Origin of the sequence: Streptomyces sp. NPDC005898, assembly GCF_040629635.1 — a bacterium.
In the GTDB taxonomy this organism is placed as follows: Bacteria; Actinomycetota; Actinomycetes; order Streptomycetales; family Streptomycetaceae; genus Streptomyces.
In genome coordinates, this window is record NZ_JBEXWC010000026.1 from 44,789 (window position 1) to 71,387 (window position 26,599).

At 71.5% G+C, this 26,599-nt stretch carries 24 protein-coding genes; 8 read left to right on the forward strand and 16 right to left on the reverse strand.

Going from position 1 to position 26,599, the window contains the following annotated elements; all coding sequences use genetic code 11:
* Positions 1–60 precede the first annotated feature (60 nt).
* Positions 61–1,140, reverse strand: a complete 1,080-nt coding sequence (gene dapE, locus ABZ385_RS27725) for a succinyl-diaminopimelate desuccinylase (RefSeq protein ID WP_358585523.1) — start codon at positions 1,138–1,140, stop codon at positions 61–63.
* Positions 1,141–1,202: 62 nt separating this feature from the next.
* Here dapE and ABZ385_RS27730 point away from each other — a divergent pair, with 62 nt between their 5' ends.
* Positions 1,203–2,105 (forward strand): heavy metal transporter, encoded by a 903-nt coding sequence (locus ABZ385_RS27730; protein ID WP_358913657.1) that lies wholly within the window; start codon positions 1,203–1,205, stop codon positions 2,103–2,105.
* A gap of 324 nt (positions 2,106–2,429) precedes the next feature.
* On the forward strand, positions 2,430–2,918 hold the full coding sequence (locus ABZ385_RS27735) for an ATP-binding protein (RefSeq protein WP_358913658.1): 489 nt from the start codon (positions 2,430–2,432) through the stop codon (positions 2,916–2,918).
* Positions 2,919–2,984: 66 nt separating this feature from the next.
* Here ABZ385_RS27735 and ABZ385_RS27740 read toward each other — a convergent pair whose 3' ends face one another.
* The gene (locus ABZ385_RS27740) at positions 2,985–4,079 is read right to left on the reverse strand and encodes a bifunctional succinyldiaminopimelate transaminase/glutamate-prephenate aminotransferase (protein WP_358590533.1); all 1,095 of its coding nucleotides are present in this window, start codon (positions 4,077–4,079) and stop codon (positions 2,985–2,987) included.
* A gap of 122 nt (positions 4,080–4,201) precedes the next feature.
* Positions 4,202–4,522, reverse strand: a complete 321-nt coding sequence (gene fdxA, locus ABZ385_RS27745; RefSeq protein ID WP_018089397.1) for a ferredoxin — start codon at positions 4,520–4,522, stop codon at positions 4,202–4,204.
* 143 nt (positions 4,523–4,665) lie between these two features.
* Here fdxA and ABZ385_RS27750 point away from each other — a divergent pair, with 143 nt between their 5' ends.
* Positions 4,666–5,667, forward strand: a complete 1,002-nt coding sequence (locus ABZ385_RS27750) for a GNAT family N-acetyltransferase (RefSeq protein WP_358590531.1) — start codon at positions 4,666–4,668, stop codon at positions 5,665–5,667.
* A 57-nt stretch (positions 5,668–5,724) separates the two neighbouring features.
* Complete coding sequence (locus ABZ385_RS27755; protein WP_358590529.1) at positions 5,725–6,573, forward strand: transglutaminase-like domain-containing protein; 849 nt, start codon at positions 5,725–5,727, stop codon at positions 6,571–6,573.
* Positions 6,574–6,589: 16 nt separating this feature from the next.
* On the opposite strand, the gene ABZ385_RS27760 is transcribed toward ABZ385_RS27755, so the two are convergent.
* The 8 genes from ABZ385_RS27760 to ABZ385_RS27795 form a co-directional block, all read right to left on the reverse strand.
* Positions 6,590–7,240: a response regulator transcription factor gene (locus ABZ385_RS27760; RefSeq protein WP_358913659.1), complete on the reverse strand. Its 651-nt coding sequence runs from the start codon at positions 7,238–7,240 to the stop codon at positions 6,590–6,592.
* Positions 7,237–8,397 (reverse strand): sensor histidine kinase, encoded by a 1,161-nt coding sequence (locus tag ABZ385_RS27765; protein WP_358913678.1) that lies wholly within the window; start codon positions 8,395–8,397, stop codon positions 7,237–7,239. The genes ABZ385_RS27760 and ABZ385_RS27765 overlap by 4 nt, the downstream gene beginning before the upstream one ends.
* Positions 8,398–8,453: 56 nt before the next feature.
* Positions 8,454–9,212 (reverse strand): ABC transporter permease, encoded by a 759-nt coding sequence (locus tag ABZ385_RS27770; RefSeq protein ID WP_358583880.1) that lies wholly within the window; start codon positions 9,210–9,212, stop codon positions 8,454–8,456.
* Entirely contained in the window at positions 9,209–10,123 is a 915-nt protein-coding gene (locus ABZ385_RS27775) for an ABC transporter ATP-binding protein (RefSeq protein WP_358913660.1), read from the reverse strand. The genes ABZ385_RS27770 and ABZ385_RS27775 overlap by 4 nt, the downstream gene beginning before the upstream one ends.
* 109 nt (positions 10,124–10,232) lie before the next feature.
* A complete protein-coding gene (locus ABZ385_RS27780; protein WP_358583877.1) occupies positions 10,233–12,401 on the reverse strand; it encodes a hypothetical protein in 2,169 nt (722 codons plus the stop codon).
* A 165-nt stretch (positions 12,402–12,566) separates the two neighbouring features.
* Positions 12,567–12,935: a DUF6113 family protein gene (locus tag ABZ385_RS27785; RefSeq protein WP_358583881.1), complete on the reverse strand. Its 369-nt coding sequence runs from the start codon at positions 12,933–12,935 to the stop codon at positions 12,567–12,569.
* A 101-nt stretch (positions 12,936–13,036) separates the two neighbouring features.
* Positions 13,037–13,960: an N-acetyl-1-D-myo-inositol-2-amino-2-deoxy-alpha-D-glucopyranoside deacetylase gene (mshB, locus tag ABZ385_RS27790; protein ID WP_358913661.1), complete on the reverse strand. Its 924-nt coding sequence runs from the start codon at positions 13,958–13,960 to the stop codon at positions 13,037–13,039.
* Between the two features lie 55 nt (positions 13,961–14,015).
* Positions 14,016–14,210, reverse strand: coding sequence for a hypothetical protein (locus ABZ385_RS27795; protein ID WP_358583875.1), 195 nt, complete (start codon positions 14,208–14,210; stop codon positions 14,016–14,018).
* A 148-nt stretch (positions 14,211–14,358) separates the two neighbouring features.
* Between ABZ385_RS27795 and ABZ385_RS27800 the strand changes: the two genes are divergently transcribed.
* On the forward strand, positions 14,359–16,536 hold the full coding sequence (locus ABZ385_RS27800) for a prolyl oligopeptidase family serine peptidase (protein WP_358913662.1): 2,178 nt from the start codon (positions 14,359–14,361) through the stop codon (positions 16,534–16,536).
* 15 nt (positions 16,537–16,551) lie between these two features.
* Here ABZ385_RS27800 and ABZ385_RS27805 read toward each other — a convergent pair whose 3' ends face one another.
* Genes ABZ385_RS27805 through ABZ385_RS27825 form a run of 5 tightly spaced genes read right to left on the reverse strand, consistent with a single transcriptional unit; the run spans position 16,552 to position 22,176 of the window.
* Positions 16,552–17,592, reverse strand: a complete 1,041-nt coding sequence (locus ABZ385_RS27805; protein ID WP_358583871.1) for a dipeptide ABC transporter ATP-binding protein — start codon at positions 17,590–17,592, stop codon at positions 16,552–16,554.
* Positions 17,579–18,625, reverse strand: coding sequence for an ABC transporter ATP-binding protein (locus ABZ385_RS27810; protein WP_358583869.1), 1,047 nt, complete (start codon positions 18,623–18,625; stop codon positions 17,579–17,581). Before ABZ385_RS27810 ends, ABZ385_RS27805 begins: the two co-directional genes overlap by 14 nt.
* A 6-nt stretch (positions 18,626–18,631) precedes the next feature.
* The gene (locus tag ABZ385_RS27815) at positions 18,632–19,609 is read right to left on the reverse strand and encodes an ABC transporter permease (RefSeq protein WP_358583868.1); all 978 of its coding nucleotides are present in this window, start codon (positions 19,607–19,609) and stop codon (positions 18,632–18,634) included.
* Positions 19,602–20,525, reverse strand: coding sequence for an ABC transporter permease (locus ABZ385_RS27820; protein ID WP_358583867.1), 924 nt, complete (start codon positions 20,523–20,525; stop codon positions 19,602–19,604). The genes ABZ385_RS27815 and ABZ385_RS27820 overlap by 8 nt, the downstream gene beginning before the upstream one ends.
* Before the next feature lie 16 nt (positions 20,526–20,541).
* Positions 20,542–22,176, reverse strand: coding sequence for an ABC transporter substrate-binding protein (locus ABZ385_RS27825; RefSeq protein ID WP_358913663.1), 1,635 nt, complete (start codon positions 22,174–22,176; stop codon positions 20,542–20,544).
* 508 nt (positions 22,177–22,684) lie between these two features.
* On the opposite strand from ABZ385_RS27825, the gene ABZ385_RS27830 reads away from it, so the two are divergent.
* The 3 genes from ABZ385_RS27830 (at position 22,685) to ABZ385_RS27840 (ending at position 26,595) form a co-directional block, all read left to right on the forward strand.
* On the forward strand, positions 22,685–23,650 hold the full coding sequence (locus tag ABZ385_RS27830) for an ABC transporter permease (RefSeq protein ID WP_358696279.1): 966 nt from the start codon (positions 22,685–22,687) through the stop codon (positions 23,648–23,650).
* 86 nt (positions 23,651–23,736) lie between these two features.
* Positions 23,737–25,524 carry an ABC transporter substrate-binding protein gene (locus tag ABZ385_RS27835; RefSeq protein ID WP_358913664.1) on the forward strand — a complete coding sequence of 596 codons (1,788 nt, stop codon included), beginning with the start codon at positions 23,737–23,739 and terminating at the stop codon, positions 25,522–25,524.
* 90 nt (positions 25,525–25,614) lie between these two features.
* Entirely contained in the window at positions 25,615–26,595 is a 981-nt protein-coding gene (locus tag ABZ385_RS27840; protein ID WP_358583861.1) for an ABC transporter permease, read from the forward strand.
* The last annotated feature ends 4 nt before the right edge of the window (positions 26,596–26,599 follow it).

Genomic DNA, 26,599 nt, shown 5'->3' on the forward strand with positions numbered 1-26,599 from the left:
GCCGGAGGGACCTGCGGATGTCCGGCACCGGGAGGGTGACCCGGCGCCCCGGGGGCCGGGCTAGGCCGTCAGCCAGGCCCGCAGCCGCTCCTCCGCCTCCGGGATCCGCGAGGCCTTGACGCGCTCGTCGACCTTGTGGGCGAGCAGCGGGTCGCCGGGGCCGAAGTTCACCGCGGGCACGCCGAGCGCGCTGAACCGGGAGACGTCCGTCCAGCCGAACTTGGGGCGGGCCTCGCCGCCGACGGCCGCCATGAACGCGGCGGCGGCGGGGTGGGTGAGGCCGGGGCGGGCCGGGCCCGTGTGGTCGTCGACGACGAACTCGTCGACGCCGCAGTCGGCGAAGTACTCGCGCACGAAGGCGAGGGCGTCCTCCTCGCTGCGGTCGGGGGCGTAGCGGAAGTTGACGGTGACGGTGCACTCGTCGGGGATGACGTTGGTGGCGACGCCGCCCTCGACGCGGACGGCGTTGAGGCCCTCGTGGAACTGGAGGCCGTCGACGAACGGCCTGCGGGGCTCGTACGCGGCCAGCCTGGTCAGGATCGGGGTGGCGGCGTGGATGGCGTTGGAGCCCATCCACGCGCGCGCGGAGTGCGCCCTTACGCCCCTGGTCCTCAGCAGGACGCGCAGGGTGCCCTGGCAGCCGCCCTCGACCTGGCCGTCGGTGGGCTCCAGGAGGACCGCGAAGTCGCCGGCCAGCCAGTCGGGGTGGGCCTCGGCGACGTGGCCGAGGCCGTTGAGGTGGGCGGCGACCTCCTCGTTGTCGTAGAAGACGAAGGTGAGGTCGCGGTTGGGCTCGGTCACCGTCCGGGCGATGCGCAGCTGGACGGCGACGCCCGACTTCATGTCGCAGGTGCCGCAGCCCCACAGGACGCCGTCCTCGTCGAGGCGGGAGGGCACGTTGTCCGCGATCGGCACCGTGTCGATGTGCCCGGCGAGGACGACCCGCTCGGCGCGGCCGAGGTGCGTGCGGGCCACGACGTTGTTGCCGTGCCGGTCGACGGTGAGGTGCGAAAGGCCGCGCAGGGCTGTCTCGATGGCGTCGGCGAGGTCCTTCTCCGAGCCACTCGGGGACGGGAAGTCGACGAGCCGGGCGGTCAGCTCGGCGGCGTCCAGCGTGAGGTCAAGCGGGGTCTGGGACATGCGCACGACCCTAACGCCGCGGGGCGGGCGGGCCGGTCGGCGGACTCCAGTACCTTGGTCGCGTGCCTGAGCCACCGATCTTCCCGCGGCGCGGCCGGCTGCGCCGCCTGGCGGCCGCGGTCCTCGTGCTGTGCGCCGTCGCGGGCTATGTGGCGGTGCAGTACGTGTACGGCGGCAAGCCGCCGGCGCGGTGCCGGGTGGTGTCGGCGCACGACGACGGCGCGGCGTACGAGTTCACCGCGGAGCAGGCGCGCAACGCCGCGACGGTCGCCGCCGTCGGCACCTCGCGCGGCATGCCCGAGCGGGCCGTGACGATCGCGTTGGCGACCGCCCTCCAGGAGTCGGGGCTGCGCAACATCCGCCACGGCGACCGGGATTCGCTCGGCCTCTTCCAGCAGCGCCCCACGCAGGGCTGGGGCGACGAGCGCCAGATCATGGACCCGGCGTACTCGGCGGCACGCTTCTACGAGCATCTCGCCGAGGTCCCCGGCTATTCGAGGCTGCCGCTGACGGTGGCCGCCCAGCGCGTGCAGCGCAGCGGCTATCCGCAGGCGTACGCCAAGCACGAGCCGGACGCCGTGCTGCTCGCCGCCGCGCTCACCGGCCGCGCGCCCGCCGCCTTCAGCTGCGAGGGCCGCCCGGGCGCGGACCCCGGCGGCCCGGCGCGGGTGCGGGCGGCGCTCGCACGCGACTTCGGGCACGGGGTGCGGACCGGGGGCCGGGGGCGGACGGTGACGGTGCCGGTGCCCGCCACGGCCGCGGCCGACGGCAGGGCGCCGCGGCGCGGCTGGGAGCTGGCGCACTGGGCGGTGGCGCAGGCCTCCGCGCTGCGCGTCGAGCGCGTCTCGTACGGCGGGCGGGAGTGGGTCGCCGCCGAGTCGGGGACGTGGCGCAGGGTGCGCGGGGGCGGCGCGGCGGGGCCGGGCGGCACCTCCGGCGAGGTGCGCATCGTCACCGGGCAGTAGTACGCCACGTCACCCGTTCGGGGGGCGGCGCTCCTCGCGGCGCGGCGGGTCCGCCGGTCTCTCCGCCGCCCGTGCGGGCCCCGGCCCGATCCCTTGGGGGCACAGGGGATGAAGGATTCGGCAGCACTCTCGACCGTGATCCGTTTGCCCGTTTTTATCCAGAGCCGATAATGCGACGTATTGCCAACTCTTTACGTCCGCGCACCGCAACCTTCCCGGGCTTCGAGCGGTAGTCACGGCGTCCGATCGCCGGAAGCCATCCGGTGGGACGCCGGAGCCGATCCGGCTGGACACCCAACGTTCTCTCCCGTCTGAAGGAGCACCATGTCCCTCCCCCTGACCCGCCGGATCGCCCGCGCCGCGCTGCTCAGCGCCGCAGGTGCAGCTTCCGTGGTCGGTGCGGCCGGCTCCGCGAGCGCCGTTGGCCTGCCCGCCTCCCCCGACCTGGGCGGGCTGACCGCGCTGGACGGCGCCGGTCTGGGCAACACCGTCGACGGCGCCGCCCAGACCACCACCAAGACCGCCGGGGACACCGGCGGCAAGGCCGTGAAGAAGGCCGTCCCGGCCGCGGGCAAGGTCGTCGGCAAGGGCGCCAAGACCGCCGCCCCGGCCGCCCAGAAAGCCGCCGGCGACGTCGCGGGCAGCGCGGGCGAGGTGCTCGGCGACACGGCGGGCACCGCCACCAAGGACGGCCTGCCCACCGACGCCGTCAGCAAGGGCGGCCTGCCCACCGACGTGGTGACCAAGGGCGGCCTGCCCACCAGCGGTCTGCCCACCGCCGGTCTGCCGACCCAGGGGCTGCCGCTCGGCTGATCGCCCGGCACCCGCACGCGGGCCCGGAGCCACTGGCTCCGGGCCCGCGTCACGTTCGGGCGCGGCTCACGCCAGGCGCCGGACCGCCGCCGCCACCCGCTCGTCCGTCGCCGTCAGCGCCACGCGCACGAAGCGCTCGCCCGCCGGCCCGTAGAAGTCGCCGGGCGCCACCAGGATGCCGAGCCCCGCCAGATGCCCGACGGTCTCCCAGCAGGACTCGTCGCGCGTGGCCCACAGGTACAGGCTCGCCTCGCTGTGCTCGATGCGGAAGCCGTGCTTCAGCAGGGCGTCCCGCAGAGCGGCGCGCCGGGCCGCGTACCGCTCGCGCTGCTCGCGCACGTGCTGGTCGTCGCCGAGGGCCGCGACGACGGCCGCCTGGGTCGGCGCGGAGGTCATCATGCCGCCGTGCTTGCGGATCTGCAGCAGGTCGCCGAGGACGGCCGCGTCACCGGCGATGAACGCGGCGCGGTAGCCCGCGAGGTTCGACCGCTTGGACAGGGAGTGGACGGCGACGATCCCCTCGTAGGAGCCGCCGCACACGTCCGGGTGCAGGACCGAGACCGGCTCGGCCTCCCAGCCCAGTTCCAGGTAGCACTCGTCGCTGACGAGCAGCACGCCGTGCTCGCGGGCCCAGGCGACGGTGCGGGTCAGCTCCTCGCGGGTCAGGACGCGGCCGGTGGGGTTCGAGGGCGAGTTGAGCCACAGGAGCCGCAGGTTCGTGGGGTCGAGGTCCGTCGGCTCGTCGTAGGCGACGTACTCCGCCCTGGCCAGCCGCGCGCCCACCTCGTAGGTCGGGTAGGCGAGGCGCGGGTAGGCGACGACGTCGCCGGGGCCGAGGCCCAGCTGCGTGGGGAGCCAGGCGACGAGTTCCTTGGAGCCGACCACCGGCAGGACCTCGCGGTGCGTGATGCCCCGTGCGCCCAGGCGGCGTTCGCACCAGCCGGTGAGCGCGTCGCGCAGTTCGGGGGTGCCCCACACCGTCGGGTAGCCCGGCGAGTCGGCGGCGGCGACCAGGGCCTTTTGGATCAGCTCGGGGACCGGGTCGACCGGGGTGCCGACCGACAGGTCGACGATGCCGTCCGGGTGCGCGGCCGCGGTGGCCTTGTAGGGCTCCAGCTTGTCCCAGGGGAAGGCGGGAAGCCGATCGGAGACTGCGGACACGTGCTCACTCCCGTGGTGCGCTTGTTTCGTGGGGACGGCCCGCGGCGCCGCGGTGGAAATGCCTCGGTCCCGTACGGCAGGACGTGCCGTACGGGACCGGGGCGGCGCTCAGGCTGCCGTTCTTACTGGTTCTGCGGCGGCAGTGCGGCGATGAAGGGGTGGTCGCGCTCGATCAGACCGAGCTTGCTCGCGCCTCCGGGCGAACCGAGCTCGTCGAAGAACTCGACGTTCGCCTTGTAGTAGTCCTTCCACTCCTCGGGAGTGTCGTCCTCATAGAAGATCGCCTCGACCGGGCAGACCGGTTCGCAGGCTCCGCAGTCGACGCATTCGTCCGGGTGGATGTACAAGGACCGGGAGCCCTCGTAAATGCAGTCGACCGGGCACTCCTCGATGCACGCCTTGTCCTTGACGTCGACACAAGGCTGCGCGATGACGTAGGTCACGCTGTCGTTCCTCCTCGATACGGGCGTTGGCGGGCCGTCCTCAGGCTCCGCTCGCCTGGCGCGCGGGAGCGCGGCGTCGTCGATGCCCGCCCCTAGTATCTCCGTTCCCGGGCAAGATCCGAACAGGAGGGGCGTACAGAGCTGTGGAATTCACTGCGGGCGGACGGCTCGAGGTCCGCATCACCCCTGCTGACGTGGGGAAAAGGGTGTCGGTAAGACGCCTGAGGGAAGCGGGTTCACCGGGCGGCGGGTTCACCGACACGGTCGGTGTTCTCACATCGTGGAACGATGGTGTGGTGCTCATCACACGACGGACGGGCGAGAGCGTGCGGATCGCGGAGGACACCTTGGTCGCGGCGAAGGTCGTGCCGGCGGCCCCTGCCCGCAGACGGGGGCCCGCCGCCTCGTACGCGGAGCTGGCGCGGGTCTGCGCGCGGGCCTGGCAGCCCCTGGAGAGCGAGCGGCTCGGCGACTGGGAGCTGCGGGCCGCCGGCGGCTTCACGCGGCGCGCCAACTCGGTGCTGCCGCTGGGCGATCCGGGACGGCCGCTGGACGAGGCGCTGGCCTACGTACGGCAGTGGTACGCGGCGCGCGGCCTGCCCGCCTATGTGCAGACCGCGACGGGTGCCGAGGGCACGCAGGAGCTGCTCTGCGCGGAGTTGGAGGCGCGCGGCTGGGCGCGCGAGGTGAGCGCTCAGCTGCGCGTCGCCGCGCTGGCGCCGGTCGCGGATCTGGACGCGGACGTGGCGCGCGTGGAGCTGTCCCGCTCGTGCGACGAGGGGTGGCTGCGGCGGTACGGCCGGGCCGGGGACTCGGCATCCCATGTGTCCGAGGTGCTGGCGAGCGGGCCGTCGGTGTGGTTCGCTTCCGTGCCCGGGAGCGGTGATGGCCCGGCCGCCATCGGGCGGTGCGTGGTGGACGGGCGCTGGGCGGGCTTCATGGCGGTCGAGGTGGACCCCGAGCACCGGCGGCGGGGACTCGCCACCGCGGTGATGACCGCGCTGGCCCGGCAGGCCCTGCTGGACGGCGCGTCGGCGGCCTGGCTCCAGGTCGAGGACGGCAACGACGGCGCGCGGGCGCTGTACGACCGGATGGGCTTCGCGGCGCATCACACCTACCACCACTACCGGCACGACGGTCCCTGAGGCGGCGGCCCGGCGGGGCGGCGCACGGCACGGCACGGAAAGCAGCCCGGCGAGGGCATGAGACACGAGGCACGTATGCACGCGGAGTCCGGCGAATGGCGGCGGCGGTTCGCCGAAGAGGCACGGTCCGAACGGCCCGGACTCGCCCTGCTGTGCCTGCTGATCGGCGCGGAGGCCGACCCTTCCCTGGACGAGGCGGGCATCGACGCCGCCGAGATCGAGCTGGACCGGCTCGCGGGCCTGCTGCCGTTCCGTCCCGGCGGGCCGCGCGCGTGGGCGGCCGCGATGGCCGAACTCCTCGGCGGGCAGTGCGGCTTCGAGGGGACGCCGGGCGACTACCAGCGCCTGGAGTCCTCCCTCCTGCACCAGGTGCTCCGGCGCCGCAGGGGCCTGCCGATCCTGCTCTCCGTGGTGTGGATGGAGGTGGCGCGGCGCGCGGGCGCCCCGGTCTACGGGGTGGCGCTGCCGGGGCACTTCGTGGTCGGTTTCGGGCCGCGCGACGAGCAGGTGCTCGCCGATCCGTTCGACGGCGGGCGGTTGCTGACCGGGCAGGACGCGGAGCTCTTGGTGGCCGGGACCGCGGGCACCGGCATCCAGCCGTCGATGCTGACGCCCGCCGACCCGCTGAACATCGTGCAGCGCATCCTGAACAACATCCGCGCCTGGGCCGCCGCGCGCCCCGAGCGCTCCGAGGTCGCCCTGTGGGCCCTGGACCTCTCCCTGCTGCTGCCCGCGCACCCCGCGCGGCTGCGCTACGAGCGGGCCCAACTCCTGGTGCAGCGCGGCGACTTCCTCGGCGGCGCGGCGGAGCTGGACGAGTACGCCGACGTGGTGACGGCGGTGGAGCCGACCACGGCGGAACGGGTGCGTCAGCAGGCGCGGGCCGCGCGGGCGATGCTGAACTGAGCGGCGGGGCCGCCGCTCAGAGCCAGCCCTTGTCGCGGGCGGCGCTCACGGCCTCCGCGCGGTTGCGGACGGCGAGCTTCTGGATGGCCATGGACAGGTAGTTGCGGACGGTGCCCTGCGACAGGTGCAGGGCGCGGGCCAGCTCGGCGTTGGTGGCGCCGTCGGCCGCCGCGCGCAGCACCTCGCGCTCGCGGTCCGTCAGCGGGTTCGCGCCGCCCGCGAGGGCCGCCGCCGCCAGCGTGGGGTCGATGACCCGCTCCCCCGCGAGGACCTTGCGCACCGCCGCGGCGAGCTGGGCGGCGGGGGCGTCCTTGACCAGGAACGCGGCGGCGCCCGCCTCCATGGCGCTGCGCAGATAGCCGGGGCGCCCGAAGGTGGTGAGCACGACGATCTTCGTGGCGGGGAGCGCGGCGTGCAGCTCGGCCGCCGCCTCGATGCCCGTGAGTCCGGGCATCTCGATGTCGAGCAGCGCCACGTCCACGGCGTGTTCGCGCGCCGCCGCGAGCACCTCGTCGCCGCGGGCGACCTGGGCGACCACCTCGATGTCCGGCTCCAGGCCGAGCAGGGCCGCGAGGGCCTCGCGGACCATCGACTGGTCCTCGGCCAGCAGCACCCTGATCACACCGCTCGTCCCCGCCGCCACGCCCTCGCCGTCCTCGCCGCTCATGCGGGCGATCCTACGGCCGTGGAGGTCAGCGGCACGCGGGCCGCCAGCCGGAAGCCGCGGCGGGCCGCGGGGCCGGTCTCCAGGGTGCCGCCGACGGCCGCCACGCGCTCGGCGAGGCCCGTCAGTCCGTTGCCGGCGACCGCGCCCGGGCCGCCGCCCGTGCCGTCGTCCTCGACGGACAGTTCCAGGAGCGGCCCGGCCAGGGTCTGGCGGGCCGTGAACGCCACCGTGCAGCGCCGGGCGCCGCTGTGCCGCACGACGTTGGTGACGGCCTCCCGCAGCGCCCAGGCGAGCGCCGCCTCGCCCGTCTCGTCCGGCAGTTCGGCGGGCCCCTGGAGCGGCACGTCGGCCTCGATGCCGGCGGCGGTCAGCGCCGTGCGGGCGCCCGCCAGTTCGCCGGCCAGGGTGCGCCTGCGGTAGCCGGAGACGGCCTCGCGGACGTCCACCAGGGCCTGCCGGCTGACCTGTTCGATGTCGGCCACCTGCTGGGCCGCCTTATCGGGGTGGTCGGGGAGCATCCGCCCGGCCAGCTCGCTCTTGAGCGTGATCAGGGAGAGCGAGTGCCCGAGCAGGTCGTGCAGGTCCCTGGCCAGGCGCAGCCGCTCCTCGTTGGCGGCGAGCTGGGCGACGGTGGCCCGTGCCTGGCGCAGCTGGACCGTCGTACGCACCAACTGGCGTACGCCGCTCATCGCGAAGCCGACGAGGAGGCTGAGCACGGCGAGGTTGCCGAGGAGGTCCTGGAGGCTGTCCGTGCGCAGGCCCACCGCGACCATCACGGCCGTCACCGCGGGGATGATCCAGCCCGCGTACCGCATCGGGAGCACCGCGCCGGCGGAGACCGAGACGTACACGAACAGCCCGAGCCAGTGGCTGCCGAAGACGAACGCGAGGATGACGGCGAGGGCGAGCTGCACCGCGAACGACACGGACACCGCACGCCAGTCGAGCACCCGCACGGTGTAGCGGAAGACCAGCGAGAGGTAGCAGGCCACGAAGGCCGCGAGGCCCAGGGAGCCGAGCGCCGTGGCCACGCCGGAGCGCTCGGTCACCACGAGGTCGTGCACCGGGCCGGCCAGGAAGACCAGCCAGATGCCGATCCACAGCGCCTTGACGAGGATCTGCCGGCGGTCGAGGACGGGCCGGCCGAAGACGTGCAGCGGGTGGGCCTCTTCGAGGAGCGGGTCGTGCGCGTCGCGGGCGCGGGGAGCCTTGCTCACGCCTTCAGGGTGTCCTTCCGGTACAGCCACGCCGCGCCGCCCGCGAACAGCAGGAAGTAGGCGACCAGCAGGGTGACGTCCTTCGCGTGCGGGGCGTCGCCCAGTTCGATGGCCTGCCCGAGGGCAGCGTACGCGTGGGTGGGCAGCCAGGACGCCACGTCCCGCAGCCACCCCGGGAAGGTCGTCGTGGGCATCCACAGGCCGCCGAGCAGGGAGAGCCCGAAGTAGACGATCATCGTGAGGGGGCGGACCGCGTCGCCGGACGCCAGGTAGCCGATGGCCACGCCGAGCGCCGCGAAGCAGAGGCTGCCCGCCCAGATCGCGCCGGTCAGCGCCAGCCACTGCCAGGCTTCGAGGCGGACGTCCTTGAAGGCGGCGGCGACGGCGAACACCACCACGATGGACGGCAGGCTCACCACCGCCGCGCTCGCCGTCTTCGCCAGGACGTAGCCGCGCCCGGGGAGCGTCGTCAGGCGCAGCTGGCGCACCCAGCCGCTCTCCCGCTCCTTGGCGATGCGCTCGCTGTTGCCCATCAGTACGGCGGTCAGGGCGCCGAAGGACGCCATCGAGACCATCATGAACGCGGGGACGGAGAGCCCCGAGCCGGGCACCTCGTCGGAGCCGCCCTGGGTGCCCGCCACGATCAGGAAGAGCACCGAGGGGTAGATCACGGAGAAGAACAGGAACTTGCGGTTGCGCAGGGCGCGGACGATCTCCAGCCTGATCAGAGCGCGGGAGGCGAGTGCGTTGGTCATCGGGCCTTGGCCTCCTCGGCCTCGGTGATCGCCACGAAGGCCTGCTCCAGGCCGAGCCCGGCGACTTCGAGGTTGCGGGGGTGGACGCCGAGCCCGTACAGGGCGTGCACGGTGGCGTCGGCGTCGGCGGACTGGATCCGGACCGTGCGGCCCGAGACGTCCAGCGACGTCAGGAAGGGCAGTTCGCGAAGTCGTCCGGTCAGCGCCTCGTCGATCTCGGCGAGGTCGAAGGCGACCTTGCGGGCGCCCGCCCTCGCCTTGATCTCGGCGGCGGTGCCGTCCGCGAGGAGACGGCCGCGGTGCAGGACCAGGACGCGGTCGGCGATCGCGTCGGCCTCTTCCAGATAGTGCGTGGCGAACAGGACCGCGCGGCCCTGGTCGGCCTGCTCGCGCATGGTCGCCCAGAACGCCTGGCGGGCGGTGACGTCCATGCCGGTGGTCGGCTCGTCCAGGACGATCAGGTCGTTCGCGCCCGCCGTGGCGAGTGCGAAGCGCACACGCTGCTCCTGGCCGCCGGAGAGCTTGTCGACCTTGCGGTCGGCCATCTGCGTGATCCCCGCGTCGGCGAGCACGTCGGTGACCCGGCGGGGCCTCGGGTGCAGATCGCAGGCCAGGCGCACCAGCTCGCGCACGGTGACCTCGCCCATCAGGCCGCCGCTCTGCAGCATGGCGCCGACCCGGCCGGCGGTGATCGCCTCGCGCGGCGAGGTGCCGAAGACCCGCACCGTGCCGCTGTCCGGGCGCCGCAGGCCGAGCAGCAGGTCGAGGGTGGTGGACTTGCCCGCGCCGTTCGGCCCGAGCAGCGCCACGGTCTCACCGGGGCGCAGGTCGAGGGTGAGACCGTCCACGGCGCGCATGGCGCCGTAGCTCTTGGTCACCTGGGTGAAGCTCACTGCCGTCATGTGGTCCATCGTCGGCGACGGCGGAGGGCGGCGGCAGTGTCGTCCGTGCCGGGTCCGGGATGACAGATGTCATGTGGTGCTGTCGTCCCGGACCCGCGCGGACCTGTGCCTGCGGCGGCTAGTCGGCGTTCGTCTCGATCACGCCGATGCGTTCGGCCGGTGTCTTGCCGAGCAGCGCCTTGTTCATGGCGCCCGCCACGTCGGTCGGCTGGACCGGCGTCTTGTCGCCGTTGCCGCGCTGGATGAGGATGCCGTCGAAGATGTTGCCGTACAGCTTCTTCAGCTCCACCAGGTCGTAGTGCGGCTGCAGGCTGCCGTCGTCCACGGCCTTGGCCGACAGGATCTTCGGCAGGGACCTCGCCGGGCCGAAGGGGATCTCCTTGCCGCCCGCCCTGATCGTGACGTTGGCGGACATCGCCGGCTTGGCGAACCGGGTCATGAACTTGTCGACCTCGGCCTTGGAGACCCGCGGGCTGCGGGTGGTGACCGGCACCCGGACCGGGCCGGCGCTGCCCGTCTCGACCTGCTTCTCGTAGGCCTGGGCGACGGCGGTGGTGGACGCCTTGGGGTCGATGCCCTTGCCGACCCTGCCGTAGACGGGGACGGCCTTGCCGGGCAGGAACTTGACCGTGCCCTCCTTGGCCGAGCCCGAGCCGCCCGCGGCGCGCTCCAGGGCGGCCGCCAGCTTCTCCTCGTCGACGGGCATGACCGGCTCGACGACACGCTGGTTGCCGAAGAGCGAGCCGATCACCGACACGGGGTTGTAGTCGCTGCCCGCGGCCTCGCGGACGGTGGCCTGGCTGTCCAGGGTCAGGCCCGCCTGGTCCGGCTTGAGCGTGACCTGCTCGCCGGCCACCGACAGCTTCAGGGGCTTGGCGACACGCTCGCCGAGGGCGTCGTCCAGCTTCTTGACGGCCTCGTCGCGGGTGCCGCCGCCGATGTCGACGCCGAGCACCGTGGTGCCCTTCGGCACGTCGGCGTGGTTCATCAACAGGCCCGCGCCGTACGCCCCGCAGGCCACCACGACCACGGCGGCCGCGAGGAGGACCAGTTTGTTGCGGCCCTTCTTCTTCGGCTTCGGCGCGGGCTTGGCGGCGGCGGGCGGCACGTCGGAGCGCACCGGGCCGGGCAGCTTCGGCGGGGTGTGCGCCGACGGCCCGTTGTCCTGCGTGGCCGGTACGACGGGGATGCCGCTGGTCAGCGTCTCCCCCGAGACGTTGCCGCCCGGGGCGGGGGCACCCGGTCCGCCGGCGGGCGGGCGCGGGCCGCCGGGGGGCGGCGAGAGGGGACCGCCCTTCTGGGGCGTGAGGATCGCGGTGTCGTCGCTCAGGGCGCCCGAACGCGGCGGGACGCCCGTGGAGTTGCCGGGGCCGGTGGGACCGGCGGGGCGGGAGCCGGGCGTGGTCGGCGCGAGCGGGCCGTCGCCGGTCACAGGGCCGCCGGTCGGGCCCGCGGGGCCCCGGGAGCCCTGGGGGCCGTTCGCGGCGTCCCCCGGGCCCGTGCCCGGGCCGCCGGTGAAGTACGGCAGGTCGCCCTGCGGCGCTCCCGAGCCGAGGGGTCCGGACGCCACGGCGCCCGATACGTCGTAGGAGCCCGAGCCGTCGAAGGAGCCCGAGCCGTCGAAGGAACCCGGGCCGTCGTAGGAACCCGAACCGGAACCGTTCGCCCCTGGGCCGCCGGGGGCGCTCGAACCGCTCGCCGGGGGCGCGCCGTTGCCGGCGCCCGCCGCGCCGCTGTCGCCCCGCGCGGGCTTGCGCGGCGCGAACCAGTCGCTGGTCTTCTCCTCGGCCGCGCCGGAACCCGCCGTGCCGCCCTCACCCGGGGCGGACCCGGCACCGGCGTCCCCGCCGGACGAGGCGGAAGCGGAACCGGAACCGGAACCGGACGAGAAGTCTCCGCCGACGCCACCGGAAGCGGCGCCTCGCGCGGCAGCGGCGTCCGCGTCCCCGGCCGTGTCCCGGGCACCGGGAGCCCCGGGCGCGGCGTTCACGTCCTGGGCGCGCGAGGTGTCACCGCGCGAGCCGCCCTCGTCGCCGACGGGCGTCCGCATGACGACCGGTGGGATGGGCCGCGAGCCGGGGATGTTGATCCGGACGCGGGTGGTCAGCGTGGTCTGGGTCTCGGGCTCGTCCGGCCGCTGCTCGGCGGCCTGCCGCCGCCGGCCGTCCGCGCCGCCGTCCGCGGCAGGGCCTTGCGCCGGGGAGCCGTACGGCGGCGTCCCCGAGGGGTATGCGGCTCCACCGCGCCCCTGGGGCCCGGAGGACGAACTGTCAGTTTCACGACTCAAGGCAGGTTCTCCTGGTTGACTCCGCCGCCCGGTCTCGGCCTCGTCCGGGGTCCCCCCGGCCGGAGGATGGGGAGGATCGGCGGCCGCACCACCATACTGGCCGCCGTCGGCGCTCTTCCTGTGACCGGCATCAAACCCGTGCGGAACACGGTCCGAAGTGGTACGTCACTTGCCAAGTCGGGCGGTGCCGCCGCCCGGTTGCGGCCGCTGTCCGAGCGTGGCGCACATCACAGCCACCGCCATACCGCCGAACAGGAACCCGTACGAGCGCAGGCCCGCGCCGAAGAGGAAGTCCCCCTCGGATCTGGTGGCGGTGAGCAGCATGACGGCGACCAGCCAGCCTGCGGCGGGCGCGACGGCCCCGGCTCTGGTGCCGGCCGCCCGCGCCCCGCCGTGGAAGGCGCCGGCCGCACCGAGGAGCGCGAGCAGCAACCCGGCGGGGAAGTAACCGCCTTGGACGAGCGCGCCGGCGGTGCCGACGAGGGCGCCGAGCACGAAGAGAGCGGCGTACGCGGCGAGCCGTCCCGCTCGCAGCGGCTGCGCGAGGAAGCTTCCGGCGGGGGCCGGGGCCGACGCGGGCAGGGGGCCCGGGGGCGGCGAGGCGGAACCGGCGGACGACGCCCGGGAACGCGTGCTCACAGCGAGGTCCCCTCGGCCATATCCGTCGTCCTTTCGAGTCCCGCGAACAGATCCGTCTCGCGGTGCGTGCCGTCACCCGACATTTCTCCCCGTACCAGCTCGTAGTACTCCACCTCGAAGAGGGGTTGGGCGAGATCGTTCGAGAGGGCGAAGAGGGGTTCGCTCACCGTGATCTGGGTGGCGTGGGCGCGCATGGCCGCCGCCTTGGCCGCCTTGAAGGGGCCGCCGTCGATCTCCGTCGTGATCCGCTCGTCGTCCGTGACGCCCGGCACGTCGGCGACGGCGGCGGGCCGGGTGAACGGCGAGCGGCGCAGCGGGTCCGCCATCCGCCGGAAGCTCTCCTCGGCCACGGAGCGGGGCACGCGGTTCCAGTAGATCTTGGCGATGGTGTGCGGCTCACCGAGGTCGCGGCGGAAGGCCGGCTCGGCCGCGAGGTCGGCGGCGCGCATGGCGACGCGGTGCGCCTGGATGTGGTCGGGGTGGCCGTAGCCCCCGTCGGGGTCGTACGTCACGAGGACCTGCGGCCGGACCTCGCGGATCACCTCCACGAGGTACGCGGCGGCCTCGTCGAGGTCGGCCGACCAGAAGGCGCCGGGCCTGTCGTTCTGTTCGACGCCCATCATCCCGGAGTCGCGGTACCGGCCCGCGCCGCCGAGGAAGCGGTGGTCGCTGACGCCCAGCTCCTTCATGGCGGCGGCCAGTTCCCCGACGCGCCAGGCGCCCAGGGAGTCCTCGTGGTCGGCGGCGAGGTGGGCGAGCCCGGCCGGAATGACCTCGCCCTCCTCGCCCAGCGTGCAGGTCACCAACGTCACATGGGCGCCCTCGGCCGCGTACTTGGCCATGGTCGCGCCATTGTTGATCGACTCGTCGTCGGGGTGCGCGTGCACGAGCAGCAGGCGCCGGGCGGGCGGTTCCGTCATGGGACCACCCTACGAGGACACCGCGGGACCTCCCCACGAGGACCGCGGGCGCGGGTCAGAACTTGATGTCACCGATCATCCCCGCCACGTTCGTCGTCAGCTCGTTGATCGTGGGGGCGATGGACGAACTCGCCAGGTAGAAGCCGAGCAGCGTGCAGACGACAGCGTGTCCCGCTTTCAGGCCTGACTTCTTGACCAGCAGGAAGACGATGATCGCCAGCAGCACCACCGCCGAAATCGAGAGTGCCACGGCGGTCACCTCCAAGTCGTTTGACGAAACCCAGTGCGGACACCGGCGGGTTCCTACCCACCAAGCGCTACGGATCATAACTATCCGTGCGGACGCATGACTCGGAGCACGGCAGCACAGGGGGGCGCATGCGCCCTAGGGTCGGGGGATGACGACCGAGAACCGCGCAATCCACAGGCCCGCCCCGAGCCCCGAGTCAGGGCTCTCCTTTCCCCGGGAACACGCGCGTACGCAGCGGTTCACCCTGGGCGCGCCCCGTGCGTTCACGGTGGCGCCGGACGGGTCGCGGGTGGTCTTCCTGCGTTCGTCCTCCGGCACCGATCCGTCGCACGGCTTGTGGGTCCTCGACCTCGCGGACGGCATGGCCGAGCGGCTCGCCGCCGATCCGGGCGTGTTGCTGGGCGGCGCGGCCGAGCGGCTCTCCCCGGTGGAGCGGTCGCGGCGCGAGCGCAGCCGGGAGGGCGGCGCGGGCATCGTGGAGTACGCGACGGACGCGGCGGTGGAGTTGGCGGCGTTCGCGCTGTCCGGCCGGCTCTTCACCGCGGAGCTGCGGGCGGGCACGACGCGTCAACTGGTCGCGCGGGGCCCGGTCATCGACCCGCGCCCCTCGCCCGACGGCCGGCATGTCGCGTACGTCTGCGGGGGCGCCCTGCGGGTGACCGGCGCCGACGGCGAGGGCGACCGGGCGCTCGCGGAGCCGGAATCCGGCCATGAGTCGACCGTCACCTACGGCCTCGCGGAGCATGTCGCGGCGGAGTCGATGGCGCGGTACCGGGGCTTTTGGTGGTCGCCGGAATCCGACCGGCTGCTCGTCGCGCGGGTCGACGACGCGCCGGTCGGGCGGTGGTGGATCGCGGACCCCGCGCACCCCGACCGGGAGCCCGCCCAGATCGCCTATCCGGCGGCGGGCACGGCCAACGCGGACGTACGCCTGTTCGTTCTCGGGCTGGACGGTTCGCGCACCGAGGTGGTGTGGGACCGTGTCCGGTTTCCGTACCTCGCCCGGGTGCACTGGTCCTCGGACGGTGCCCCGCTGCTCCTGGTGCAGGCCCGTGACCAGCAGAGTCAGCTGTACCTCGCGGTGCGCCCGGAGAACGGTTCGACGCGGATGGTGCACGCCGAGGAGGACGCCGACTGGCTGGAACTCTTCGCCGGGGTGCCCTGCTGGTCGCCCAGCGGCAAGCTGGTGCGGATCGTGGACGAGGGCGGGGCGCGGGTCCTGGCGTGGGGCGAGCGGCCGCTGACGGGGGCCCAGTTGCACGTTCGCGCGGTCCTGGACGTGACCGAGCAGGACATCCTCGTCTCCGCGTCGGCGGGCGAGGCGGCGGCCGACCCGGGCATCGGCGAGGTGCACGTCTACCGCGTCAACGAACTGGGTGTGGAACGCCTGTCGCGGGAACCCGGGGTGCACTCGGCGGTCCGCGCGGGCGGGGTCACCGTACTGGTTTCGGCCACTTTGGACCGTCCGGGCGCAAGGGTGCGCGTGCTGCGCGACGGCAAGCAGGTGGCCACCGTCGCCTCGCACGCCCGGCGCCCGGGGCTCACGCCGCGCGTGACGCTCACCGAAGGGGGCACGCGCCGCGTTCCGTGCGCCGTCCTGCTCCCCACGGATTACCAGGCGGCGGACGGGCCGCTTCCGGTACTTCTCGATCCGTACGGCGGTCCGCACGGTCAGCGCGTCCAGCGTGCGCAGAACGTCTTCTTGACCTCGCAGTGGTTCGCCGACCAGGGTTTCGCGGTGATCGTGGCGGACGGGCGCGGCATGCGGGGCCGCTCCCCCGCCTGGGAGAAGTCGATCAAGAATGATCTGACGCTCACGCTCGACGACCAGGTCCACGCGCTGCACGCCCTCGCGGCGAGCGGCGCATACCCCCTGGACCTGGACCGGGTGGCCATTCGCGGCTGGTCCTACGGCGGCTACCTCGCGGCGATGGCCGTGCTGCGCCGCCCCGACGTCTTCCACGCGGCGGTGGCGGGCGCCCCGGTGACGGACCTGCGGCTGTACGACACGCACTACGAGGAGCGGTACCTGGGCGATCCGACCCGGACCCCGCAGACGTACCGCCACAACTCCCTGGTCTGGGACGACGGCCTGGTGGACGCGGCCGAGCCGCACCGTCCGATGCTGGTCGTGCACGGCCTCGCCGACGACAACGTGGTGGTGGCGCACTCCCTGCGGCTGTCCTCGGCCCTGCTCGCCGCGGGCCGCCCGCACGAGGTCCTGCCCCTGTCGGGCGTCACGCACATGACGCCGCAGGAGCAGGTCGCGGAGAACCTGCTGCTGGTCCAGGCCGACTTCCTCAAGCGGTCGCTGCACCTGGCCTGAGCGGGCCGCGCGGCGCTACGGCACGACCTGCTTCTCCTCGGCGAAGTGACAGGCCGAGTCGTGCGCCGCGGGCCCGGCCTCGTACCGGAACTCCGCCGGTACCGCGAGCGCCGGCACCTCCAGGGCGCACCGCTCCCGCGCCTTCCAGCAGCGGGTGCGGAAGCGGCAGCCCGAGGGCGGGTTGGCGGGCGAGGGCACGTCGCCGCTGAGGATGATCCGCTCCCGGTGCTCGCGCGCCTCGGGGTCGGGGACCGGCACGGCGGAGAGCAGGGCCTGGGTGTAGGGGTGCGTCGGATGCTCGTAGATCTGTTCGTCGGTGCCGATCTCGACGATCCGCCCGAGGTACATGACGCCGACCCGGTCGGAGATGTGCCGCACGATCGACAGGTCGTGGGCGATGAAGACGTAGCTGAGGTCGAACTCGTCCTGGAGCTGGTCGAGGAGGTTGATGACCTGGGCCTGGACGGAGACGTCGAGGGCGGAGACCGGTTCGTCGGCGACGATGACCTCGGGCCGCAGCGCGAGGCCGCGCGCGATGCCGATGCGCTGGCGCTGGCCGCCGGAGAACTGGTGCGGATAGCGGTTGATGTACTCGGGATTGAGCCCGACCACGTCGAGGAGTTCCTGGACCTTCTGGCGCCGCGACCCCTTGGGGGCGACCTCGGGGTGGATCTCGTAGGGCTCCCCGATGATGTCGCCGACGGTCATCCGCGGGTTCAGCGAGGTGTACGGGTCCTGGAAGACCATCTGGATGTTGCGGCGCACCGCCTTCAGGGCCCGCCCGGAGAGCCTCGTGATGTCCTCGCCCTTGTAGCGGATCTCGCCCGCGGTGGGCCGCTCCAGGTTGACGAGCATCTTGGCGACCGTCGACTTGCCGCAGCCGGACTCCCCGACGATGCCGAGGGTCTCGCCCCGCGTGAGGTCGAAGTCGACGCCGTCCACGGCCTTGACCGCGCCGATCTGTTTGCGGATGAGAACGCCCTGGGTCAGGGGGTAGTGCTTGACCAGGCCGCGCACCTGGAGGATCGGTTCGTGCCCGGGGTCAGCGTGCGGCATCGAGCGTCTCCTTCCAGAAGTGGCAGGCGCTCCCGCGCTCGGCGGCGAGGCCCTCGTACGTCACGCGCGCGAGCGGTGGTTCCTCGGTGACGCAGATGTCCTGGGCCATGGGGCAGCGCGGGTGGAAGGCGCAGCCGGGCGGGATGCGCGTGAGGTTCGGCGGCAGGCCCTTGATCGCGTAGAGGGCGCGGCCCTTCTGGTCCAGGCGCGGGATGGATTCGAGGAGGCCGCGGGTGTACGGGTGGGCGGGCGCCCGGTAGATCTCGTGGACGGGGGCCTTCTCGACGATGCGGCCCGCGTACATCACGGCGATGGTGTCGGCGACGTCGGCGACGACACCGAGGTCGTGGGTGATGAGGATCAGGCCCATGCGCATCTCGCGCTGGAGTTCGGCGAGGAGGTCCATGACCTGGGCCTGGACGGTGACGTCGAGGGCGGTGGTCGGCTCGTCCGCGATGATGAGGGAGGGTTCGAGGGCCATCGCCATGGCGATCATGATGCGTTGGCGCATGCCGCCGCTGAACTGGTGCGGGTACTGGCCGACGCGTTCGCGGGCGGCGGGGATGCGCACCCGGTCCATCAGCTCGACGGCCTTGGTCCTGGCGTCCTTGCGGGACATGCCCCGGTGGACGACGAACATCTCGCCGAGCTGCTCGCCGACGCTCAGCACCGGGTTCAGCGACGACAGCGCGTCCTGGAAGATCATCGCCATGCCGGCGCCGCGGACCCCCCGGCGCTCGTCCTCCTTGAGCTTCAGCAGGTCCCTGCCCTGAAAGAGGATCTCCCCCTTGGTGATCTTGCCGGGAGGTGTGTCGAGGATGCCCATGACGGCCTGGGCGGTCACGGACTTGCCCGAGCCCGACTCGCCGAGCACGGCCAGTGTCTCGCCCTCGCGGACGGCGTAGTCCACGCCGTTGACGGCCTTGGCGACGCCGTCCCTGGTCCGGAACTCCACGTGCAGGTCGCGCACGTCGAGCAGGGTGGGCGCCGCCCCGGTGGGGGCCGCGAAGGCCTCGGATGCCTCGGTTGCCATGGGCGCCTACCTCAGCTTCGGGTCGAGGGCGTCGCGCACCGCGTCGCCGAGCATGATGAACGCGAGCACGGTGACCGCCAGCGCGCCGGCCGGCCAGAGCAGCATGTGCGGGGCGTTGCGGATGTACAGGGAGGCGGCGGAGATGTCGATGCCCCAGCTCACCGTCGGCGGCTTCAGGCCGACGCCGAGGTAGGAGAGCGTGGCTTCGAGCGCGATGAACGTACCCAGCGCGATGGTCGCGACGACGATGACGGGGGCGACGGCGTTCGGCGCGATGTGGCGCAGCAGCATGCGGGTGTTGGAGGCGCCGAGGGCCCGCGCCGCCTGGACGTAGTCGTTCTGCTTGGCGGTGATCACGGAGCCGCGCGCGATGCGGGAGATCTGCGGCCAGCCGAGCAGCACCATGAAGCCGACCACGGGCCACACGGTGGAGCTGGTGACCACGGACAGGAGCACCAGGCCGCCGAGGACGACGGGGATGGCGAAGAAGACGTCGGTGAGGCGGGAGAGGATCGCGTCCCACATCCCGCCGAAGAACCCGGCGAGGCCGCCGAGGACGCTGCCGAGGAGGGCCACGCCGAGCGTGGCGCACACGCCGACGGTGACGGAGACCCGGGTGCCGTACACGACCCGGGTGTAGACGTCGCAGCCCTGTTCGTTGAACCCGAAGGGGTGGCCGGGCGCGGACCCCTTCTGGGCGTTGGCGAGGTCGCAGGCCAGCGGATTGCCGGTGGCGATGAGCGAGGGCCACAGTGAGACGACGACGAGGAAGACGATGATCAGGCCCGAGACGAGGAAGACGGGGTTGCGCCGCAGGTCGCGCCAGGCGTCCGACCACAGGCTGCGCGCGGGCGCCGAGGGGCCGCCGCCGTCGGGCCCGGCGGGGACCTTCTCCAGCGAGGTCGCCTCGCTGGTGGCGAGGTCCATGGCGCCGCCCGCCCCGGTCGCCGCGATGGCGCGCTCCGGCTGATGGGGTTCAGGCATAGCGGATCCTCGGGTCGAGTACGGCGTACAGGAGGTCGACGATGAGGTTGGCCAGCAGGAAGACCAGCACGAGGACGGTCACGAAGCCGACGACGGTCTGGGTGCTCTGGCGCAGGATGCCCTGGTACAGCTGGAAGCCGACGCCGTGGATGTTGAAGATCCGCTCGGTGACGATGGCGCCGCCCATCAGCGCGCCGACGTCCGTGCCGATGAAGGTGACGACGGGGATGAGCGAGTTGCGCAGCAGGTGCCGGATGATGACGCGGCGCCGGGGCAGACCCTTGGCGATGGCGGTGCGGACGTAGTCGGCGCGCCGGTTCTCGGCGATGGAGGTGCGGGTCAGGCGGGTGACGTACGCCAGGGAGACCGAGGCGAGGACGAGGCCGGGGATCAGGAGTTCGTCGAAGGGCGCCTCGCTGGAGACGGAGGGTTTCATGACGCCCCACTTGACGCCGAGCAGGAGTTGCAGCAGCAGGCCGGTGACGAAGGTCGGCACGGAGATCACCACCAGCGTCAGGAGCAGCACGCCGGTGTCGATCGGGCGCCCGCGCCGCAGCCCGGTGAGCACGCCCAGCGAGATGCCGATGACGATCTCGAAGACGATGGCGACGACGGTCAGGCGGATGGTGACGGGGAAGGCGGCCGACATCAGCTCGGTGACCTTCTGGCCGTTGAAGGCGGTGCCGAAGTCACCGGTGAAGACGTTGCCCATGTAGGTGAGGTACTGCTGCCACACCGGTCTATCGAGGCCGAACTCCTTCTTCAGCTGGGCGGCCGTCGCGGCGTCGCACTTGCGGTCCCCGCACAGGCCCGCGACGGGGTCGCCCATCACGTTCACCATCAGGAAGATCAGCAGTGTGGCGCCCACGAAGACCGGGATCATCTGGAGCAGACGCCGGATCACATAACGTCCCATGGCCGCTCCCGGCGTCTCAGTCGACCTTGATCTGGTCGTACACCGGCACGCTGAACTGGTTCAGCATGACGTCGGAGATCTTGTCGGAGTAGCCCGCGCTGCCGTTCTGGTACCAGAGCGGGATGGACGGCATCTTCTCGGCGAGGATCTTCTCGGCGTCCTGGAACTTGGCGACGGCCTTGGCGCTGTCGGTCTCGGCGTTGGCCTCGTTGACGAGCTTGTCGAACTTCTCGTCGGAGAACTTGCCGTCGTTGGACGAGGCGTCGGTGAAGTAGTTCGGCTCCAGGAAGTTCTGGATGAGCGGGTAGTCCATCTGCCAGCCCGCGCGCCAGGCGCCGTCGAGTTTCTGCTGGGAGGCCTTGCTGCGGAAGTCCGCGAAGGTGCCGACGGGGTTGCCGACGCAGGCCTTGTCCTTCTCCAGCGCCTTGTTGATGGAGTTGCAGACGGCGTCGACCCACTCCTTGTGGGAGCCGGTGTCCGCGTTGTACGTGATCTTCAGCCGGCCGCCGGGGATGCCGCCGCCCTCCTCGACCAGCTTCTTGGCCTTGGCGGCGTCGTACTCGCAGGCCTCGCCGCAGAGCCCGGACTTGTACCCGCCGTCCGCGCCGAGCACCGGGGAGGTCCAGTCGGTGGCGGGCGTCCGCGTCTTCTGGAAGATCGTCTCGGTGATCTGCGCGCGGTCGATGGCCATGGACAGCCCCCTGCGCACCTTCTCCGCGCCGGGCTTGGTCCACTTGTCGTCGTAGAAGGGGAAGGCGAGGACCTGGATGATGCCGGCGGGGGTGTTGATGTACCGGTCGCCGAGGTCGCTCTTGGCGTTCCTGAGCTGGGCGGCGGGCACGTCGTCGACGAGGTCGAGGTTGCCGGCCATCAGGTTGGTGTAGGCGGTGTTGTTGTCGGTGTAGACCGTCATGTCCACACCGCCGTTGCGCGCCTTGTCCTCGCCGGGGTAGTCGTCCCACTTGCGCAGGGACATCTTCGAGCCCTTGGTGTACGACTCCACGGTGTAGGGCCCGTTGCCGACGGGCTTGGCGAGCCAGGCGTCGTGGTCGTCGTAGAACGCCTTGGGCAGGGGGGCGAAGGCGGGGTAGCCGAGGGTGTCGGGCCAGGTGGAGAACTTCTGGGTGAGCTTGACGGTGAACGTCTTGTCGTCGACGGCCTTCAGCCCGGAGAGGGTCCGCGCGCCGGGCTCGCCCTTCTCGGGGTGGACCTTGTCGAAGCCCTCGATGTAGCCGAAGAAGTAGGCGTTCTTCTGGTTGTTCTTGAGGTTCGCGCCGTAGTTCCAGGCGTCCACGAAGGACTTGGCGGTCACTTTCTCGCCATTGCTGAACGTCCAGCCGTCCTTGAGTCTGACCGTGAAGTTCTGCGCGTCCTTGGTCTCGATCGACTCGGCGACCATGTTCTTGGCCTCGCCGGTCTTCGGGTCGTACTCCTTGAGACCCCGGAAGATCATGGCGAGGATCTTGCCGCCCTGCACCTCGTTGGTGTTGGCCGGTTCCAGGGGGTTCTGCGGGTCGCCCCAGGAGGAGCTGACGATGCCGGAGCCGTCGCCGCCACCGCCGCCGTCGTCCCCGCCGCCGCCACAGGCGGTCGCCGTGAGGGCGACGGTCACCGCGCATGCGGCCCATCGGGCGTGCGTGGCTCCACGCATGGAGTCCTCCTGTTCCGGGCTGTCGCCGTGCTTTCGGGGCGCTCGCCGTGTTCCGGGCCGTGCTGTTCCGGGCTGTCGCCGTACCCCGAGTCGCTTATCGGCCAATATCACCCCAGGAGTCATGAACCGCACATTTACCCCATCCATATGGGGACCGTACGAGGTCGAGTCCATCCGGATGTACGCATTCCGAGACAGCGGCGCCCGCATATCGGACTCATTGCCGCGCTTGCCCGATTGGGTCCGACCTTGTCCATCACGCATGATTACGCGAAGGCAATGCTATGGCCTTGATTGTTCAAAGCCTTGGCAAAGAATCCCAAGAGCCCATCAAGGCGGCCGAACATTCATTGACCGCGTGGGAAGCACCTTGCGAAAGTCGCGCCTAGCCCGTAGGTGCCCTGGTTGTCCTGCGGAATCCTGATGACCCCTCCGGGCCTGGAGCGCCATGACCTCGCCAACTCCCGCTGCTGCCGCCACGCTTGACGTGGTGGCCAAAAACGACGGCATGCCGCCCTCGCCCAAGGACCGGGGCGGCGAAGGGCGTTCGCCGGGCCGGCTGGCCTGGACCCGCTTCAAGAGGGACAAGTCGGGCGTGGTCGCCGCGTGCGTCGTGCTCTTCTTCTTCGTCATCTCGCTGGCGGCGCCGCTGATTTCGAAGGTGTACGGCAAGGATCCGTTCACCACGTACGGCGTGAACGACCCGAGCCTCTTCAACGAGTTCAGCTACCCGTTCAAGCCGAACGGCGGCATCGACGGCGAGTTCTGGTTCGGCATCGAGCCGCAGCTGGGCCGGGACGTCCTGACGTTCCTGCTGTACGGCATGCGCAACTCGCTGCTGATCGCCACGGCCACCACGATCCTGGTGACGCTCATCGGCATCGCGGTCGGTGTCACCGCCGGGTACATCGGCGGCAAGACCGACTACTTCATCGGCCGGGTCATCGACATCCTGCTGGCCTTCCCCTCGACGCTCTTCTTCATCGCCTTCTGGCCGGTGATGATCTCCGTGGTCGTGGCCCCGGAGGACAAGACACCCACCTGGCTGACGGTCACCAGCCTCATCGCGGTGATGACGGCCTTCGGCTGGGCCTCGATCGCCCGCCTGCTGCGCGGAGAGGTACTGGCCCTGCGCGAGCGGGAGTTCGTGGAGGCCGCGAAGGTGACCGGCGCCTCACCGGCCCGGATCATCTTCAAGGAACTGCTCCCCAACCTGTGGACGCCGATCCTCATCCAGGCAACGCTCGCGCTGCCGATGTTCGTCACCGCGGAAGCCGGTCTCGCCTTCCTCGGCGTGGGACTTCAGGAGCCCACTCCCGACTGGGGCGTGATGATCCAGCGCGCCTCCGAGGTGTACGAGCAGGACATCACGTACATGGCCTTCCCCGGCATCGCGATGGTGATCTTCGTCGTCGCCTTCAACCTCCTCGGCGACTCCGTGCGCGACGCGCTGGACCCGAAGACCAAACGCTGACACTCCCCAAGCCGGGCACCTGCGACGGGGCAGTGCCGGGCCGTTCCTCCGCTCTTCTTCCTCGACACATCAGGGTTGGTAGCCACATGTCTCTCTCCCGCAGAAACTTCGTCGTCGCGACCTCGGTCGCGGCCGGCGGTTCGATGGTCCTGTCCGCGTGCAGCAGCGGCGGCTCCGGCAACGGTGGCAAGGGCGGAAACCACGGCGGCGCCACCAAGTACACGGGCGCCGAGGTCAAGATCGGCACCGCTGAGGACTCCAAGGGCCCGGCCCCCGAGGTCGAGGGCGCGCAGAAGGGCGGCACGATCTACGGCGTCGCCGAGGACGACGTGTCGCACATGGACCCGCAGCGCATCTACTTCGCGTACAACTCCTCGGTCGCCAACCTCTTCGCCCGCGCCCTCACCGGCTACTACGTCGACGCCAAGGGCGGCATGACCCTCGTCGGCGACCTCGCCACCGACACGGGCAAGGCCTCCGACGGCAACAAGACCTGGACCTTCACGCTGAAGGACGGCCTGAAGTGGCAGGACGGCAGCGAGCTGACCGTCGAGGACGTCCGCCACGGCATAGAGCGCTCCTGGGCCTCCTTCATCACCGAGGGCGCCTCGTACGTCCAGATGGCGCTGACCGGCAAGGGCGCCAAGTGGCGTGAGGGCTACAAGGGCCCGTACGGCGGCGACCACCTCGACTCGATCGTCATCGACAAGGCGAAGAAGACGATCACCTTCAAGCTGAAGGAAGCCCGCCCGGACTTCAACTTCACGCTGGCGATGACCTCGTACTCCCCCGTGCCCGTCAAGCACGACACCAAGGAGAAGTACGACAAGGCGCCGGTCTCCTGCGGTCCGTACATCGTCAAGCACCGCTCCATCGACAAGTCGATGACGCTGACGCGCAACAAGCACTGGGACCCGAAGACCGACCCGATCCGCAACGCCTACCCGGACAGCTTCGAGTTCGAGTTCGGGCCGACGGGCCTTGACTCCTGCGACCGCTTCATCGCGGACCAGGGCAAGGACCAGCAGATGATCGCGATCTACGAGAACATCCCGGCCGAGCGCATGCAGAAGGTGCTCAGCAACCCGGACGTCAACAAGCGGTCCTTCAACGGCCTGTCCTCCGGCACGTACTACTACGCCATCAACTGCAAGCGCATCACCGACGTCGAGGTCCGCAAGGCCCTCAACATCGCCTGGCCGCTGGAGCAGATCCGCCGGATCTACGGCGGCGAGTCGGCGGGCGAGCTGGCGACGACCATCCTCAGCCCCGACATCATCGGCCGCGAGAAGTTCGACGTCTTCGGCAAGCTGAAGAAGCCGCAGGGCGACCCCGAGCGCGCCAAGGCGATCCTGAAGAAGGCCGGCAAGCTGGGCCAGAAGATCGTCTACGCCTTCCCGCAGCGCCCCACGTACGACAAGACCAAGGTCGTCATCGAGAACTCGCTGAAGGCCGCGGGCTTCGACCCGGTCATCAAGCCGCTGAACTCGACGGACTACTACGACCAGGCGCAGCGCGTCGACAACAAGTTCGACGTCATGTGGTTCGGCTGGTCCCCGGACTGGCCGACCGCCTACACCCTGATCCAGCCGCTCTTCGACGGTGACGCCATCGGCGACGGCCAGAACAACATCTCGCAGACGAACGTCGACTGGATCAACGAGGCGATCAAGAAGAACGCGGAGATCTCGGACCAGAAGGAGGCCGGCAAGGCCTGGGCCGCGCTGGACAAGCGGATCATGGAAGAGGTCGTGCCGATCATCCCGGAGACCTACCAGCGCCGCTTCTACCTGCACGGTTCCAAGGTCGGCGGGGCCCAGCACGACCCGCAGTTCGCCGCGACGCTGATCTACAAGACCTACGTCAAGGCCTGACGAACGGCCCCCGTGGCGGGGCGGGCCTCCTGAGGGAGGACCGCCCCGCCCCCTCCTCACCCACGGCATCCGTCAGGAAAACCAACTGCCATGCTCCGCTTCCTCCTTCGCCGCATCGCCGGTGGCGCGGTGATCCTGCTGATCATCAGCGTTCTCGTCTTCGTCCTCTTCTACGCCGCCCCGCGCGACCCCGCCCGGCTGGCCTGCGGCAAGGTCTGCTCCCCGGAGACCCTGGACCTGGTACGGCACAACCTGGGGATCGCCGACTCACTCCCGGTGCAGTACTGGCACTGGTTCCAGGGGCTGTTCGTCGGCCGTGACTACGCCTCGTTCGGCAACTGCCCGGCGCCGTGCCTCGGTTACTCCTTCCGCAACCGTGAGCCCGTCCTCGGCACGATCCTGGACCGCTTCCCGACCACCTTGTCGCTCTCGCTCGGCGCGGCCCTCGTCTTCGTGATCTTCGGTGTCGGCACCGGCATGCTGGCCGCCCACAAGCAGGGCAAGACCCTCGACAAGATCGCCTCGTCCGCATCGCTGGTCGCCTCCTCGCTCCAGATCTACGTCGTCGGCGTCTTCGCCGTGTACCTCTTCACCTACAAGCTCCAGTGGCTGGACCGGCCGCAGTACACCTCGATCAGCGAGGACCCGGGCGCCTGGTTCTCGGGCCTGATGATCCCCTGGCTGGTCCTCTCACTGATCTTCACGGCGAACTACACCCGCATGACGCGCTCCCAGATGGTCGAGACCCTCAGCGAGGACTACGTCCGTACGGCGCGCGCCAAGGGCCTCTCCGGCCGCTCGGTCTTCTTCCGCTTCGCCTGGCGCGGCGCGATGGGCCCGATCGTCACGATCTTCGGCCTCGACCTGGGCGTGCTCCTCGGCGGCGCGATCATCACCGAGAAGACCTTCGCCCTGCACGGCATCGGCGACCTGTCGGTCCGCGCGGTCTACACCAGCGACCTGCCCATGCTGCTGGGTGTCGTCCTGGTGGCCGCCACGGCGATCATCTTCTTCAACATCATCGTCGACGCGGTGTACGCCCTCATCGACCCGCGCGTGCGCCTCGCCTAGGAGC

What these genes read in the sequence shown, in the direction of transcription:
- ABZ385_RS27775 (WP_358913660.1), bottom strand. Translation starts at nt 10,123, where the DNA reads ATGGACCACATGACGGCAGTGAGCTTCACCCAGGTGACCAAGAGCTAC.
- ABZ385_RS27825 (WP_358913663.1), bottom strand. Translation starts at nt 22,176, where the DNA reads ATGCGTGGAGCCACGCACGCCCGATGGGCCGCATGCGCGGTGACCGTC.
- ABZ385_RS27820 (WP_358583867.1), bottom strand. Translation starts at nt 20,525, where the DNA reads ATGGGACGTTATGTGATCCGGCGTCTGCTCCAGATGATCCCGGTCTTC.
- ABZ385_RS27800 (WP_358913662.1), top strand. Translation starts at nt 14,359, where the DNA reads ATGACGACCGAGAACCGCGCAATCCACAGGCCCGCCCCGAGCCCCGAG.
- ABZ385_RS27840 (WP_358583861.1), top strand. Translation starts at nt 25,615, where the DNA reads ATGCTCCGCTTCCTCCTTCGCCGCATCGCCGGTGGCGCGGTGATCCTG.
- mshB (WP_358913661.1), bottom strand. Translation starts at nt 13,960, where the DNA reads ATGACGGAACCGCCCGCCCGGCGCCTGCTGCTCGTGCACGCGCACCCC.
- dapE (WP_358585523.1), bottom strand. Translation starts at nt 1,140, where the DNA reads ATGTCCCAGACCCCGCTTGACCTCACGCTGGACGCCGCCGAGCTGACC.
- ABZ385_RS27735 (WP_358913658.1), top strand. Translation starts at nt 2,430, where the DNA reads ATGTCCCTCCCCCTGACCCGCCGGATCGCCCGCGCCGCGCTGCTCAGC.
- ABZ385_RS27805 (WP_358583871.1), bottom strand. Translation starts at nt 17,592, where the DNA reads ATGCCGCACGCTGACCCCGGGCACGAACCGATCCTCCAGGTGCGCGGC.
- ABZ385_RS27755 (WP_358590529.1), top strand. Translation starts at nt 5,725, where the DNA reads ATGAGACACGAGGCACGTATGCACGCGGAGTCCGGCGAATGGCGGCGG.
- ABZ385_RS27835 (WP_358913664.1), top strand. Translation starts at nt 23,737, where the DNA reads ATGTCTCTCTCCCGCAGAAACTTCGTCGTCGCGACCTCGGTCGCGGCC.
- ABZ385_RS27770 (WP_358583880.1), bottom strand. Translation starts at nt 9,212, where the DNA reads ATGACCAACGCACTCGCCTCCCGCGCTCTGATCAGGCTGGAGATCGTC.
- ABZ385_RS27760 (WP_358913659.1), bottom strand. Translation starts at nt 7,240, where the DNA reads ATGAGCGGCGAGGACGGCGAGGGCGTGGCGGCGGGGACGAGCGGTGTG.
- ABZ385_RS27810 (WP_358583869.1), bottom strand. Translation starts at nt 18,625, where the DNA reads ATGGCAACCGAGGCATCCGAGGCCTTCGCGGCCCCCACCGGGGCGGCG.
- ABZ385_RS27815 (WP_358583868.1), bottom strand. Translation starts at nt 19,609, where the DNA reads ATGCCTGAACCCCATCAGCCGGAGCGCGCCATCGCGGCGACCGGGGCG.
- ABZ385_RS27830 (WP_358696279.1), top strand. Translation starts at nt 22,685, where the DNA reads ATGCCGCCCTCGCCCAAGGACCGGGGCGGCGAAGGGCGTTCGCCGGGC.